This is a genomic window from Nocardia sp. NPDC050712 (assembly GCF_040654295.1).
Classification (GTDB): domain Bacteria; phylum Actinomycetota; class Actinomycetes; order Mycobacteriales; family Mycobacteriaceae; genus Nocardia.
Window position 1 is genome coordinate 438,232 of sequence record NZ_JBFAHT010000003.1, and the last position, 13,469, is coordinate 451,700.

The following is a 13,469-nucleotide window of genomic DNA, read 5'->3' on the forward strand; positions in this document are numbered from 1 at the left end:
AGTTACCCACGCGCCAGGTCGGCCGCCGCGCGGCCGGGGTCTAGATGTTCTGCGCGATCAGACGCCGCGCCGCCCGGGCGGTGCGGTCGATGTCGCCGGTGATCAGCCGATCCTGGATGATGCCGCGCAGTCCGGAGATCAGCAGTGTCGCAACGGCTTCCGGATCCTCGACGGTGTCGATCCGGCCCAGCGCGGCGGCCAGCGTGCCGACGAAGACCGCGATCGCCTCGTTGGCGTAGCGCGCGTACGGGCCGGCGGGTGCGCAGGCCGCGCCGAGCACCTGCAGCAGCACGCGCACGCTGCGCGAGCCCTCCCGGTCGAGCACATTGGCCTCGAAGAAGGCGGTCAGCCGGGCGCGCAGCGCCGCGGCGTCGGACACGCCGGCGAAGACCGCCGCGATGTCCGGGCGCTGCGTCGCCAGCGCCTGGACCAGCAGCTCCTCCTTGGTCCCGAAATAGTGGATGAGCATCCGGGAGCTGGTGCCGAGCTCGGCGGCGAGCGGGCGCAGCGACAGCTCGGCGAGGCCGTGGTCGGCGATGTAGGCGACGACGCCGGCCAGCAGCTCGGCGCGTTTGTCGTGATCGAGAGGGCGGGCCATGGGGTTGACTGTAGCGAGTGCTACAGGTATCCATGTCCTCGTGACTGTAACAATCGCTTCAGAAACTCGGGATGTCGTCGTCACCGGCTACGCCGCGACCACCGCCCTGGCCGACAATGCCGCGGCGACCTGGGCCGGATTGCTCGCCGGGCGCAGCGGAATCGGCCCGCTGCACGGCGATTTCGTCGCCGAATACGACCTCCCGGTGCGGATCGGCGGCACCCTGACCGCGCATCCCGGCGCGGGGCTGACGCGGATCGAGCAGCGCCGGCTGTCCTACGTCGAACAGCTGGCACTGATGCTCGGCCGCCAGGTGTGGCAGCACGCGGGCACACCCGAACTGGACGGCGAACGGCTCGCGGTGGCTATCGGCACCGGCCTCGGCGGGGCCGACGCGCTGATCACCGCGGTGGACGCGATGCGCGCGGGCGGCTACCGGAAGGTGTCACCGATGGCCGTGCCGATGGTGATGCCGAACGGCCCGGCCGCCACCGTCGGCCTCGAAATCGGCGCCGAGGCCGGGGTTTTCGCGCCGGTGTCGGCGTGCTCGTCGGGTTCGGAGGCGATCGCGCACGCCTGGCGGCTGATCCGCACCGGCGAGGCGGACGTGGTGGTCGCCGGCGGCGTGGAGGGCCACATCGACGCTGTGCCGATCGCGAGTTTCGCCATGATGCGGGCCATGAGCACCCACAACGACGAGCCCGAACGCGCCTCGCGGCCCTTCGATCGGGACCGCGACGGTTTCGTCTTCGGCGAGGCGGGCGCGCTGCTGGTGCTGGAATCCGAGGCACACGCCAAGGCCCGCGGCGCGGCGATCCACGGCCGGGTGCTGGGCGCGGGAATCACCTCGGACGCCTATCACATCGTGGCCTCCGAGCCCGGCGGCCGCGGTGCCGCGCGGGCCATGCGCAAGGCGATACACACGGCGGGACTTCAGATTTCGGAGATCCAGCACGTCAACGCGCACGCCACCTCGACCTCGATCGGCGACGCCTCCGAGGCCGCGGCCATCGCCGCGACCACCCCGCACGCCTCGGTCTACGCACCGAAATCGGCACTGGGGCACTCGATCGGCGCGGTCGGCGCGCTGGAATCGATCCTGACCCTGCTCACGCTGCGCGACCAGATCGTCCCGCCCACACTGAATCTCGACAACCTGGATCCGGCGATCGAGCTCGACATCGTCGCGGGAACAGCCCGCGCCCAGCGCATCGACTACGCGGTGAACAACTCCTTCGGCTTCGGCGGCCACAATGTCGCGCTCGCCTTCGGAAAAGCCTGAATCAGGAGAAGTTCAACCGCCACAGCGGGGACACCGGGCCGTGGCCCGCACCCAGATCGTAGGACGCCTCGAGGCAGCGGCGAGTCCACTCCTTGGCGAACTCGACAGCGTCGGGCACCTCGTAGCCGTTGGCCAGGGCGCAGGCGATGGCCGCGGCCATGGTGTCGCCGCCACCGTGATCGTTGCCGGTCTCGATGCGCGGCGCGGTGAACTCCAGGAACCGCTCGCCGTCGAAGAGCAGGTCGGTGCTCACCCGCGAGGTGCGCAGGTGGCCGCCCTTGACGATGGCCCAGCGCGGGCCGAACGCGTGCAGCGCCTCGGCGGCGCGGCGCGCGGTGGCGTCGTCGACGACCTCGATGCCGGTCAGCAGCCGGACTTCGTCCAAGTTCGGGGTGACCACGGTGGCCAGCGGGAACAGCGTGTGCCGCAACGCGTCCAGAGCCGATTCGTGCAGCAGCGGGTCGCCGTGCATGGAGGCCGCGACCGGGTCCACCACCAGCGGAATGCCGCCGTCACGGCCGATGCCGACCTCGCGGCACACCCCGGCCACCGCCTCGATGATGGCGGTGGAGGCGAGCATGCCGGTCTTGACCGCGCCGACGCCGATATCGCCGGCCACCGAACGCACCTGGTCGGCCACGATATTCGGCGGGATCTCGTGGAAGCCGCTCACACCCACCGAGTTCTGCACCGTCACCGCGGCCACCGCCACCAAGGCGTGCACGCCGCACAGGGCCATGGTCCGGGTGTCGGCCTGGATGCCGGCGCCGCCGCCGGAGTCGGTGCCGGCAATGGTGAGTACTCGAACAGGGGTCTGCCCGTCGGCGGGAATCGGCAGCAATTTCACATATCAGACCCTACGACCAGATGCCGGGGCCGACACCCCCGCGTCCCCCGATTTCCGCCGGTTCCTGGCCGGGTGCGCCGCCTAAATGAAAACGATTATCATTACGGTATGACTGCTTCCCTCGACACCCGCCTGCCCGTCACCGTGCTGTCCGGCTTCCTCGGCGCCGGCAAGACCACGCTGCTCAACCACATCCTGGCCAACCGGGCAGGCCGCCGGGTGGCGGTGATCGTCAACGACATGAGCGAGATCAACATCGATGCCGCGCTGGTCGCCGGACAGGGCCACCTCGATCGGACCGAGGAGAAGCTGGTCGAACTCACCAACGGCTGCATCTGCTGCACGCTGCGCGAGGACCTGATGGAGGCGGTCGCGCGGCTGGCCCGCGCGGGCCGATTCGACCAGCTGGTCATCGAGTCGACCGGGATCTCCGAGCCGATGCCGGTCGCGGCCACCTTCGACTGGGAATTCGAGGACGGGTTCTCCCTCGGCGATATCGCCCGGCTCGACACCATGGTCACCGTGATCGACGCGTCCACCTTCCTGGCCGAGGTGGTGCGGGGCGAGGCGCTGGCCGACCGCGCGCTACAGGCCGGCGCGGGCGACGAGCGCGGCATCGCGGACCTGCTGGTCGATCAGGTCGAATTCGCCGACGTGCTGCTGATCAACAAGACGGACCTGGTGAGCGCGAACGCGGCCGGGACCGTGGAAGCGACAGTGCGGCGGCTCAATCCGCGCGCGCACATACTGCGCACCAGCAAGGGCGCGGTCGATCTGGCCGAGGTCCTCGAGACCGGGCGCTACGACCCCGTGCTGGCGGCGACGGCCGAGGGGTGGGCCGAGGAGCTCGCGGGCGGACATGTTCCCGAGACCGAGGAGTACGGCATCCGCAGCATCGCCTACACCGCGGATCGCCCGTTCCATCCCGAACGGCTCGCCGCGGCGCTGAACGAACTCCGGGGCATGTTGCGCAGCAAAGGTTTCTGCTGGCTCGCCAGCCGGCCTGACCTCGCCGCGGTGTGGTCCCAGGCCGGTCCGAACCTCACCTTCGAGCCCGCCGCCTGGTGGTCCGCACTGGAAGTGCCCGCGGGACAGGAGATCGTCTTCATCGGCGTGCATCTGGACGGCGGCAAGGTCCGCGCACTCCTCGACGACGCCCTGCTCTCCGATCCGGAATTCGCCGCGGGGCCATCGGAATGGACCACCTACCCGGATCCGTTTCCCGCCTGGGCGGCACTGCACGAGCACTGAAAACACCTGTGACCCACACCCTTCCGGGTCGTGGGTCACAGGTGGTCCGTGTGCGGTCACGGCCGTGCCGCTCAGTTCGAGATGCTCACGGCGCGGCGCACGTAGGTCGGGTCGGTCAGCTGCTCGAGGTAGAAGGCCGCGATGTCGGCGCGGGCGATCTTCAACTTCAGGCCCTTCTCGTTCGGCCCGAACCCGCGGCGGTAGGCGCCGGTGCGCGGGCCGTCGGCGAAGGCGCCGGGCCGCACGATGGTCCAGTCGACCGCGCTGGCCTGCACCAGCTCCTCCTGCCGGCCGTGGTCGATGTAGGCCTTGCGCAGCACGATCCCGAACAGGATGTACTTCCACAGGAAGTTCAGATTCGGCCGGCTGTCGCCGACACCCAGGCTGGACTGCACGATCAGGCGCTTGACCCCGGTCCGGTTCATCGCCTCGATGACCGACTTGGTGCCGCCGAACCGGACCTGACCCGTGCGGTCGTCGCCGAGCGCGACGATCACCGCGTCCTGCCCGGCGACCGCCCGCTCGGCCGAGTTCGTGTCGTAGACATCGCCTTCGACGACGCGCAGCCGGTCGTGCTGCTGGGTGACATTCGCCGCGTTCCGGGTGAACGCGGTGACCTCGTGGCCCTGTTCCAGCGCCTGCTCGACGACGACCCGGCCGACGGTTCCGGTGGCTCCGAAGACTGCGATTCGCATTTCGTTTCTCCTTGTGTTGAAAGCTGTTGTGCTGTTGATGAATTAATTACAACAGCGGAGAACGAGACGAACCATGGTCCGGAGTCTCGGCTACATAAGCGACTGTCTACCGGTATTGCCCGAAGAATTCGGTGATCTCGCCGGCCATCAGATCGGGTGCGACGTGGTGCAGGTAGTGGGTGTACACATCGTGGGTCCGCCAGGACACGATGTCGCGGTGATCGCGGTCGGCGAAGCGCCGGATGCCGTGGAAATCGCCGTTCGAACCGGAGAGCCCCAGCGGCACGGTGGTCGGCTCGGCCGGCTGCTCGGCCTGGGCCTTCTCGAAATAGTGCCGGATGGCCGAGCCGGCGGTGCCGGTGAGCCAGTGGATCGCGATATTGGTGAGCACGAAATCGTCGTCCAGGTCCGGGCCGAGCAGCTGACTGTTCCAGCCGAGCAGGCCGGCCGGGGAATCCATCAGCGCGTGCGCCAGGGTCTGCGGCTGCTGGGACTGCAGGATATTGAAGCCCATCTTGTTCTTCACGAACCAGTCCAGCGTGGCCAGTGACTGCTGCTCGTCGGCGGTCAGATCGGCGAATTCGCTCGGATCACCCGAGGGGAACGAGTACACCTGCGAGACCTGCACGGCGACAACGCTGTCCGGTGCGACCCGGCCCAGCTCCGGGGAGATCTGCGCGCCGCCGTCGTTGCCGACCGCGCCGTACTTCGCGTACCCCAGCCGCGCCATCAGCTCGGCCCAGGCCTTGGCGATGCGCTGATCGTTCCAACCGGATTCGGTGGTCACACCGGAGAATCCGTAACCTGGCACGGACGGGATCACCAGGTCGTACCCCGCGGCGGTGAGCGGCTCGATGACGCCGAGGAATTCGACGAAGGTGCCCGGCCAGCCGTGCGTGAGGATCAGCGGGAAGCTGTCCGCCCGTTGCGACTTCACGTGCAGGAAGTGAATGTTCTGCCCGTCGATCTCGGTGGTGAACTGCGGGTAGGCGTTGAGCTGCTCTTCGACCTTGCGCCAGTCGAACCCGTCGCGCCAGTAGTCGGCCAGGTGGCGCACCCGGTCGACGCTCACGCCGTAGGCATCACCCGAACCGGGAATCTGATCGGCCCAGCGGGTGCGAGCCAGGCGGGCTTGCAGGTCGTCGAGGTCGGCCTGGTCGATGGCGATCCGGAAGGGGGTGATGGTGAAGGTCATCGGAGTGCTCCTTTTGAAACGGAATGCTTCGTTCTGTTTTGAACAGTATCAGAACGGATTGTTCCGTTTCAAGTGGTAGCCTGAAGTCATGCCGAACACCACCGACACCCCCGCCCCCAAGGGCCTGCCCGGCCGCAAGGCACAGGCCGCCCGCAACGACGGACTCATCCTGGAGGCCGCCCGCACCGTCTTCCTCGCCGACGCCACCGCCCCGATCGCCGCCGTGGCCACCGCGGCCGGCGTGGGTATCAGCGCCCTCTATCGCCGCTATCCCAGCAAGGACGCACTGCTGCGCAAGCTCTGTCACGACGGGCTGCGCCGCTACAACGCCGAAGCCGATGCCGCGCTGGCGGATTCGGACGGGTGGCGGGCCCTGGTCGGGTTCCTGGAGCGCGTTGTCGAGGCCGACGTGCACTCGCTGACGGTGCATCTGGCGGGCACCTTCACCCCCGACGAGGCGATGCTGCCCGACGTCACCCACTCCGGCGAGGTCACCACCGAACTGGTGCGCCGCGCGCACGAAGCCGGGCGGCTGCGCCCGGAGGTGAATGCACTGGATCTCGGCCTGGTGCTGGAGGCCTGCTCGGCGATCACCATGCCGGATGCCGAGCGCACCGCGCAGTTGCGTCAGCGCACGCTGGCCATGCTCATCGCCGGTATCGCGGTCCCCCGCACCGACAACGAACTTCCCGGCCCGGCACCGCAACCCGGCGAATTCGCCTGGCGCTGGCAGCGCGAGCGCAACGCCCGCGGCCGTATCGTCGAGGCCTGAACCGGAGCTAGCCGGCCGAGAAAGCCTGGTGCAAAGGCAGATCGGCGTTGATGGTGATGCCGTTCAGGCGCGCGTTGGCCTCGGCGAGTGCGGAGATGCTCTCGGCGAGGTAGGCGACGAAGTTCTCGACCGGCATGGATTGTTCCTGGGCGCGGCTCGCGCCGATCCACCAGTCGGTGGCCGAGGCGACCGCCCCGAAGATCGAATAGGTGACCAGTTCGATGCCGGCCACGTCGATCCGGTCGTCGAGCAGGCCCGCGAACAGCTCGGCCGCGCGCCGGGCCGACTGCCGCGCGGATTGCAGCGCCCGCTCGGATTCGTCGGCCTGCTGGGTGAAGTGGCTGTGCAACATGAAGCGGAAGACGTTGGGGTGCTCGGTCACCACCCGCATGTACTCGTCCGCCCCGCGGCGCACCAGCTCGCGCGCCGAATCGTGGGTCAGGTCGATGCCGGCGGTGATCCGCTCCCAGAGCAGGTCGCGCACGCGGTCGACGATCGCGTTGTAGAGATCGGTCTTGTCCTCGAAATGCCGGTACAGCTTGGGTTTCGCCGCACCGGCCTCCTTGGCGATATCGCCCATGCTGACCTCGGGCCCGAACTTGCCGAGCGCGCGGAAGGCCGCGTCCACGAACTCCGCGCGCACCTTCAGCCGGTGCGCGCGCCACCGCTCGGTCCGGGCGTCGACCCGCTTGGGCACCGCACCCGGGGCGGAACCGCTCGCCCGGTCGCTACGCTGCTGCCCGCCGTGTCTCACGAATCCGACCGTACCAAGCAGGAGCCCAGGCTCGGTCGGCTGCGCTCATCACCGCTTCTTCGGTGCGACTTCCAGCACCGGATCGGCCGGCTTGGACCGCTTCTCCGCTCGCTTTTCCTTCAGGGACTTCCCGGATTTCTTGGACATGGCGCTGCGCGGAGATTTATCGGACATACGCGTCCTTTGCTTGGAGACCTGAACGGTCCCGTTGCCACGACCGTACGCTACGGCCGGGGCACAGGGACCCGAACCGGCAGGTCGGGGCCGACCTGCGTTGCTGAAACAGCAAGAAAAGTGGCGCGATCGTGCGGAGTCGGCGCACCATGGCCGGGCACACCGACGATCACCGGTGATAGGAGAACCGCATGACCGACAGCACCGAGCCCCAGTCCGCACAGGACTTCTGGGAGAGCTTCTACCAGGAGCGCGACCAGATCTGGACCGGCGACCCCAATCCCCTGCTGGTCCGTGAGGCCGCGGGCCTGACTCCCGGCACCGCCCTGGACCTGGGCTCCGGCGAGGGCGGCGACGCGATCTGGCTGGCCCAGCAGGGCTGGACCGTCACCGCCGCCGACATTTCCGCGACCGCGCTCGGACGCGCCGCGGGCCACGCCGCGTCCGCCGGTGTCGGCGACCGCATCACCTGGACGAAACACGATCTGTCGCAATCGTTTCCGGACGGCGCCTTCGATCTGGTCTCGGCCCAGTTCCTGCATTCGCCGGTCGAGCTGGAGGGCGAGCGCAACGGCATCCTGCGCCGCGCCGCCGAGGCGGTCGCACCGGGCGGCGTCCTGCTGATCGGCAGCCACGCGGGCTGGGCCTCGAACCAGCATGAGCACCAGCACAAGCACGCCGATGTGCACTTCCCGACGCTGGCGGAGATGCTCGAGGCGATCGCGCCCGCACCCGGTGAATGGCAGGTCGAGACCAAGGACGAGGTCAGCCGGGAGTGGACCGGTCCCGACGGCAGCACCGGCGTCCGCACCGACACCGTGCTGCGGGTGCGCCGCCTGAGCTAGCGGCGTTCCGCTGCCCGGTCGGAAATATTCGAAATCGAAGACTACTCAAACGAATTGGGTAAGGATGGTGCGCGCATCGGAATCTCCGGTGCGCACAACGCTTTCGAATGATCAGGGACCTGCGTGAACACGATCAAGAGATTGGCCTGCACCCTGCTCGGCGCCGTTGTCGCCGTGCTGCTCATCGTCGGGGTCGGGGGCATCGCCGCGGCCGAACCGCTGCCCGCGCCCACCCCGGTGACCGCACCGGCCGCGCCCATCGCGGCCTGCATGGCGCCGGGTGACAGCATCGAACTGCGGACGGGGCTGGGCGTGGTGCTGGGCACGACGCTGGGCGCCATCGCCGGTCTGCCGATCTTCCTGTTCGGCGCGATTCCGGGCGCGGTCATCGGCGGGCTGGTCGGCGCCATGGTCGGGTCGACCTCCTACGGGCTCGACGCCGGCCGGGCGCCGCAGGACTGCTGAGCGGTCAGCGCGCCGCGTGCAACGCGTAATGCAAAGTGGCCGACCACTGTTCGACGATCTGCTTGCGCCGCGCCGAGTCGTCGGTGAGCACGTCGGCCAGGCCGAGGCCGCGGGCCAGGTCGAGCGTGGCCTGAACGAGGTGATGGGTAACGGGATCGGAGTCGTCGACGCCGAGCGCCTCCACGGCGCGGCGATGCGCGATCCGGCCGAACTTGGCCTCCAGCGGCACTATTCGCTCCCGGAGCACCGGATCGGCGGCGGCGTGCGTCCACACCTGTAGCGCCGCCTTGAACAGCACCGTGGTGTAGGAGTCGACCAGGCCCGCCACCACCGCCTGGGTGCGGGTCGCGCCCTCGGCGACCTCGGCCAGCGCGATCGCCTCGGACTTGGACAGCGCCATCCGGGTGTCGAACATGTACTCCAGGGCCGCGGTGATCAGATCTTCCCGGGTCGGAAAGTGATGCTGGGCCGCGCCGCGCGACACCCCGGCCCGTTCGGCGACCACCGACACGGTGGCTGCTGCCCAGCCGCGCTCGGCCAGGCAGTCGATGGTCGCCTCGAGCAGCCGCTGCCGGGTGGCCCGGCTGCGGTCCTGCTTGGGTTCGTGCGGTGTCGCCATAGTCCTTATTGTGCCCAGCTCGGCGGACGGCGCTGCAGGAAGGCCAGCATGCCCTCCTGCACCTCGGGGGTGCCGAAGAAGCTCGCCGAACGCTTGGCCAGTTCCTCGGCCGAGTCGTCGAACGCCGCGAGGATGCCGCCGTTCACCAGGCTCTTGGCCTCGGCCAAGCCCTGCGGCGCGCCCTTGCGGAGCTCGCCGCACAGGCGCGCGACCTCGGCCGCGGGATCCTCGGCGGTGATCGAGACGAGCCCGATCTCCCGTGCGGTGGCCGCGTCGAACTTCTCGCCGGTGAGATAGAACCGGCTGGCCGCGCGCGGATCCAGGCGCGGCAGCAGGGTCAGCGAGATCATGAACGGCGCCAACCCGATGCGCACCTCGGTGAGGGCGAACGAGCTGGCCGGACCCGCGACCACGAGATCGCAGGCGGCGACGATGCCCATGCCGCCGGCCCGGACATTGCCGTCGATCTGCGCGATCACCGGCTTCGGGATCTCCACCAGGCGGCGCAGCACACCGATCATGACGCGGGTGCGCTCGTCGGCGGCCGCGGCCGGGTCGGCGTTGCTGGCCTCGCTGAGGTCGGCGCCCGCGCAGAAGGTGTTGCCGGTGTGGGTCAGGACGATGCCGCGGACCGCGGCATCCTCCCAGGCCCGGTCTAAGCCCTGAAGCAGCTCGGCCACCAAGCGCGCGGACAGGGCGTTGCGGTTGTGCGGCGAGTCCAAGGTGAGGACCGCGAAACCGTCGCGCAGTTCATAGCGCACGTAGGGTGCGGGCGAGGACTCGCTCATCACGCCTCCTTTGTTGCTCTGGGTTGGTCAGTAGGACTTCGGCAGGCCCAGCGAGAACTGGGCGACGAAGTTGAGCACCATCTCCCGGCTGACCGGGGCGATCCGGCCGATGCGCGCGGCGGCGAGCATGGCGGCCAGGCCGACCTCGCGGGTCAGGCCCGCACCACCGTGGGTCTGGATGGCCTGATCGAGCGCCTTGATATTCGCCTCGGCCGCAGCGTATTTCGCCATGTTCGCGGCCTCGGCCGCGCCCATCTCGTCGCCCGCGTCGTAGAGGGTGGCGGCCTTCTGCATCATCAGCCGGGCCAGTTCGGTCTCGATCTTGACCTGGGCCAGCGGATGCGAGAGGCCCTGGTGCGCACCGATCGGCGTCTTCCAGACGGTGCGCTCCTTGGCGTACTCGACCGCGCGATCGATGGCGTAGCGCGCCCCGCCGACGGCCATCGCGGCGCCCATGATGCGCTCGGGGTTCAGACCCGCGAACAACTGCATCAGCGCGGCGTCCTCGGAACCGACCAGGGCGGTCGAGGGCAGCCGGACATCGTCGAGGAACAGCGTGTACTGATGATCCGGCTCGATGATGTCCATTTCCTGGGCGGTCTTCTGGAAGCCCTCGGCATCGGTCGGCACGATGAACAGCGCCGGCTTGAGCTTGCCGGACTTGTGATCCTCGGTCCGGCCGACGATGAGCACCGCCTCGGCCTGATCCACGCCGGAGATGAAGATCTTGCGGCCGTTGAGGATCCAGTCGTCACCGTCGCGGCGCGCGGTGGTGGTGATCTGGTGCGAGTTGGAGCCGGCGTCGGGCTCGGTGATGCCGAAGACCATCTTGCCGGTGCCGTCGGCCAGCTTGGTCAGCCACTCCGACTTCTGCGCGTCGGTGCCGTACTTGGTGATGATGGTGCCGCAGATAGCCGGGGACACCACCATGAGCAGCAGGCCCGCGCCCTGGGCGGAGAGCTCCTCCTGCACCAGCGCGAGCTCGTACATGCCGGCGCCACCGCCGCCGTACTCCTCCGGCAGATTCACCCCGAGGAAGCCGAGTTTGCCCGCCTCGTCCCACAATTCGTCGAGCGGCTCGCCCTTGCGGGCCTTGGGCAGCACATAGTCGCGGTAGTTGTACTTGGCCGCCAGCGCGGCCACCGCCGCGCGCAGTGCCTTCTGCTCTTCGGTTTCGATGAAACTCATGACCTACTCCTGCTCTTCCGCGGGCTCGACCACCGCGAGAACGGTTCCGACGTCGACCTGCTGGCCGACGCTGACGTTGAGGGCGCTCAGCACACCGGCGGCGGGGGCGGCGATGGTGTGCTCCATCTTCATCGCCTCCAGCCACAGGATCGGCTGACCTTGCACGACCTGGCTGCCGACCTCGGCGCCGAGCCGGATCACGCTGCCCGGCATGGGCGCCAGCAGCGAGCCGGTGGCCACCTGGTCGGCCGGGTCGCTGAAGCGCGGCAGTCTGCGCACGGCGACCGGGCCCAGCGGCGAGTCGACGCAGATCAGATCGCCGTAGCGGGCGACGGAGAACTGCCGGCGCACCGGGCCGCGTTCGCCCGGGATCGCCAGCACCACCCGGTCCGGGGTGACCTCGAGGACGCCGAGCCCGTCGTGGCCCTCGACGGTGACGCTGTTGCGCCCGAATCGGTAGGCGACCTCGTGGATTCCGCTGATCCGGCTCTCGTAGGACTTGCGCTGCGACTGCGCGGGCAGATTGCGCCACCCGCTGGGCAGGCCACCGGCGACCTTGGCGGCCTTGCGATTCGCGGCCGCGTCGGCGAGGGCCGCGGCCACGATGGACAGCGCCTCGTCCGCCTCGGACGCCAACGGCGCGGCGAGGGTGTCCAAGCCGTGCGTCGCGAAGAACGCCGTGTCGGTGTCACCGGCCAGGAACGCCGGGTGCCGCAGCACCCGCACCAGCAGATCACGGTTGGTCACCAGGCCGTGGATCTCGGCCCGCTGTAGCGCGGCGGCGAGCAAACGCGCTGCCTCACCGCGGTTTTCGCCGTAGGAGATGACCTTGGCCAGCATCGGGTCGTAGTGCACGCCGACGACCGAACCGTCGACCACGCCGGTGTCCAGCCGTACGCCCGGACGGACCAGCAGGTCGAATTCCGCGGCCACCGAAGGGATGTCGATGCGGTGCACCGGACCGCTCTGCGGCTGCCAGTCCTGCGCCGGATCCTCGGCGTAGAGCCGGACCTCGATCGAATGCCCGTGCATGAGCGGCGGTTCGGCCGCGAGGTGGCCGCCCGCGGCGACATCCAGTTGCAGCCGGACCAGATCCAGGCCGGTGGTCTGCTCGGTGACCGGATGCTCCACCTGCAGACGGGTGTTCATCTCCAGGAAGAAGAACTCGCCGGCCTCGTCGGCCAGGAATTCCACGGTGCCCGCGCCGGTGTAACCGATCGCGCCCGCGGCCAGCCGCGAAGCCTCGAACAGGCGCTTGCGCATGCCCGGAATCCGTTGCACCAGTGGCGAAGGCGCCTCTTCGACGACCTTCTGATGCCGCCGCTGAATCGAGCACTCGCGCTCGCCGACCGCCCAGATGACGCCGTGCTCGTCGGCCATCACCTGCACTTCGATGTGGCGGCCGGTCTCCAGGTAGCGCTCGCAGAACACGGTCGGATCGCCGAAGGCCGACTCGGCCTCGCGCCGCGCCGCCTCGATCTGCGGTTGCAGGTCGGCCAGCTCGCGCACCACCCGCATGCCGCGACCGCCGCCACCGGCGGAGGCCTTGATCAGCACCGGCAGGTGCGCGTCGGTGACCTCGGCCGGGTCCAGCTCGGCCAGCACCGGGACCCCGGCGGCGTCCATCAGCTTCTTGGACGCGACCTTGGAGCCCATCTGCTCGATCGCCTCGACCGGCGGACCGATCCAGACCAGGCCCGCGGCCAGCACGGCCTGGGCGAAATCGGCGTTCTCGGAGAGGAATCCGTAGCCGGGGTGCACGGCGTCGGCACCGGCGGCCAGGGCGGCCTCGATGATCAGCTCGCTGCGCAGGTAGGTCTCGGCGGGCGTATTGCCCGGCAGGCGCACCGCCGCATCGGCCTCGGCCACATGCGGAGCGGCGGCGTCGGCATCGGAGTACACGGCGACCGTGCCCAGGCCCATGCGCCGGCAGGTGGCGAAGACGCGGCGGGCGATCTCGCCACGGTTTGCGACCAGAACATTCGTAACCACGGGC

The 13,469-nt window shown here is 69.3% G+C and carries 15 protein-coding genes; 5 read left to right on the forward strand and 10 right to left on the reverse strand.

What is annotated here, in order from left to right:
* Positions 1–40 precede the first annotated feature (40 nt).
* Positions 41–598: a TetR/AcrR family transcriptional regulator gene (locus AB0H76_RS22525; RefSeq protein ID WP_357327202.1), complete on the reverse strand. Its 558-nt coding sequence runs from the start codon at positions 596–598 to the stop codon at positions 41–43.
* A gap of 40 nt (positions 599–638) precedes the next feature.
* Between AB0H76_RS22525 and AB0H76_RS22530 the strand changes: the two genes are divergently transcribed.
* Positions 639–1,880, forward strand: coding sequence for a KasA/KasB family beta-ketoacyl-ACP synthase (locus AB0H76_RS22530; protein ID WP_357327203.1), 1,242 nt, complete (start codon positions 639–641; stop codon positions 1,878–1,880).
* Between the two features lies 1 nt (position 1,881).
* Here the strand turns inward: AB0H76_RS22530 and thiD are convergent, their stop codons facing one another.
* Entirely contained in the window at positions 1,882–2,727 is an 846-nt protein-coding gene (gene thiD, locus AB0H76_RS22535) for a bifunctional hydroxymethylpyrimidine kinase/phosphomethylpyrimidine kinase (protein WP_357327204.1), read from the reverse strand.
* A gap of 108 nt (positions 2,728–2,835) precedes the next feature.
* On the opposite strand from thiD, the gene AB0H76_RS22540 reads away from it, so the two are divergent.
* Positions 2,836–3,978 (forward strand): GTP-binding protein, encoded by a 1,143-nt coding sequence (locus AB0H76_RS22540; RefSeq protein ID WP_357327206.1) that lies wholly within the window; start codon positions 2,836–2,838, stop codon positions 3,976–3,978.
* Positions 3,979–4,049: 71 nt separating this feature from the next.
* Here the strand turns inward: AB0H76_RS22540 and AB0H76_RS22545 are convergent, their stop codons facing one another.
* Positions 4,050–4,673 carry an SDR family oxidoreductase gene (locus AB0H76_RS22545; RefSeq protein WP_357327208.1) on the reverse strand — a complete coding sequence of 208 codons (624 nt, stop codon included), beginning with the start codon at positions 4,671–4,673 and terminating at the stop codon, positions 4,050–4,052.
* 106 nt (positions 4,674–4,779) lie between these two features.
* Complete coding sequence (locus AB0H76_RS22550) at positions 4,780–5,868, reverse strand: epoxide hydrolase family protein (protein WP_357327210.1); 1,089 nt, start codon at positions 5,866–5,868, stop codon at positions 4,780–4,782.
* Between the two features lie 88 nt (positions 5,869–5,956).
* Here AB0H76_RS22550 and AB0H76_RS22555 point away from each other — a divergent pair, with 88 nt between their 5' ends.
* Positions 5,957–6,640 (forward strand): TetR family transcriptional regulator, encoded by a 684-nt coding sequence (locus AB0H76_RS22555; protein ID WP_357327212.1) that lies wholly within the window; start codon positions 5,957–5,959, stop codon positions 6,638–6,640.
* Positions 6,641–6,647: 7 nt separating this feature from the next.
* Here AB0H76_RS22555 and AB0H76_RS22560 read toward each other — a convergent pair whose 3' ends face one another.
* Together AB0H76_RS22560 and AB0H76_RS22565 are read right to left on the reverse strand one after the other, a co-directional pair.
* On the reverse strand, positions 6,648–7,394 hold the full coding sequence (locus AB0H76_RS22560) for a TetR/AcrR family transcriptional regulator (RefSeq protein ID WP_357327214.1): 747 nt from the start codon (positions 7,392–7,394) through the stop codon (positions 6,648–6,650).
* Positions 7,395–7,442: 48 nt separating this feature from the next.
* Entirely contained in the window at positions 7,443–7,568 is a 126-nt protein-coding gene (locus AB0H76_RS22565; protein WP_357327215.1) for a hypothetical protein, read from the reverse strand.
* Between the two features lie 191 nt (positions 7,569–7,759).
* On the opposite strand from AB0H76_RS22565, the gene AB0H76_RS22570 reads away from it, so the two are divergent.
* Together AB0H76_RS22570 and AB0H76_RS22575 are read left to right on the forward strand one after the other, a co-directional pair.
* The gene (locus AB0H76_RS22570) at positions 7,760–8,413 is read left to right on the forward strand and encodes a class I SAM-dependent methyltransferase (RefSeq protein WP_357327218.1); all 654 of its coding nucleotides are present in this window, start codon (positions 7,760–7,762) and stop codon (positions 8,411–8,413) included.
* 123 nt (positions 8,414–8,536) lie between these two features.
* Positions 8,537–8,878 (forward strand): hypothetical protein, encoded by a 342-nt coding sequence (locus AB0H76_RS22575; protein WP_357327221.1) that lies wholly within the window; start codon positions 8,537–8,539, stop codon positions 8,876–8,878.
* 4 nt (positions 8,879–8,882) lie between these two features.
* On the opposite strand, the gene AB0H76_RS22580 is transcribed toward AB0H76_RS22575, so the two are convergent.
* The 4 genes from AB0H76_RS22580 to AB0H76_RS22595 are packed head-to-tail and all read right to left on the reverse strand — an operon-like array spanning position 8,883 to position 13,465.
* Positions 8,883–9,497 carry a TetR/AcrR family transcriptional regulator gene (locus AB0H76_RS22580; RefSeq protein ID WP_357327224.1) on the reverse strand — a complete coding sequence of 205 codons (615 nt, stop codon included), beginning with the start codon at positions 9,495–9,497 and terminating at the stop codon, positions 8,883–8,885.
* Positions 9,498–9,502: 5 nt separating this feature from the next.
* Entirely contained in the window at positions 9,503–10,285 is a 783-nt protein-coding gene (locus AB0H76_RS22585) for an enoyl-CoA hydratase family protein (RefSeq protein WP_357327226.1), read from the reverse strand.
* A 27-nt stretch (positions 10,286–10,312) separates the two neighbouring features.
* Positions 10,313–11,473: an acyl-CoA dehydrogenase family protein gene (locus tag AB0H76_RS22590; RefSeq protein ID WP_357327229.1), complete on the reverse strand. Its 1,161-nt coding sequence runs from the start codon at positions 11,471–11,473 to the stop codon at positions 10,313–10,315.
* A 3-nt stretch (positions 11,474–11,476) separates the two neighbouring features.
* Entirely contained in the window at positions 11,477–13,465 is a 1,989-nt protein-coding gene (locus tag AB0H76_RS22595) for a biotin carboxylase N-terminal domain-containing protein (protein WP_357327232.1), read from the reverse strand.
* Positions 13,466–13,469 lie beyond the last annotated feature (4 nt).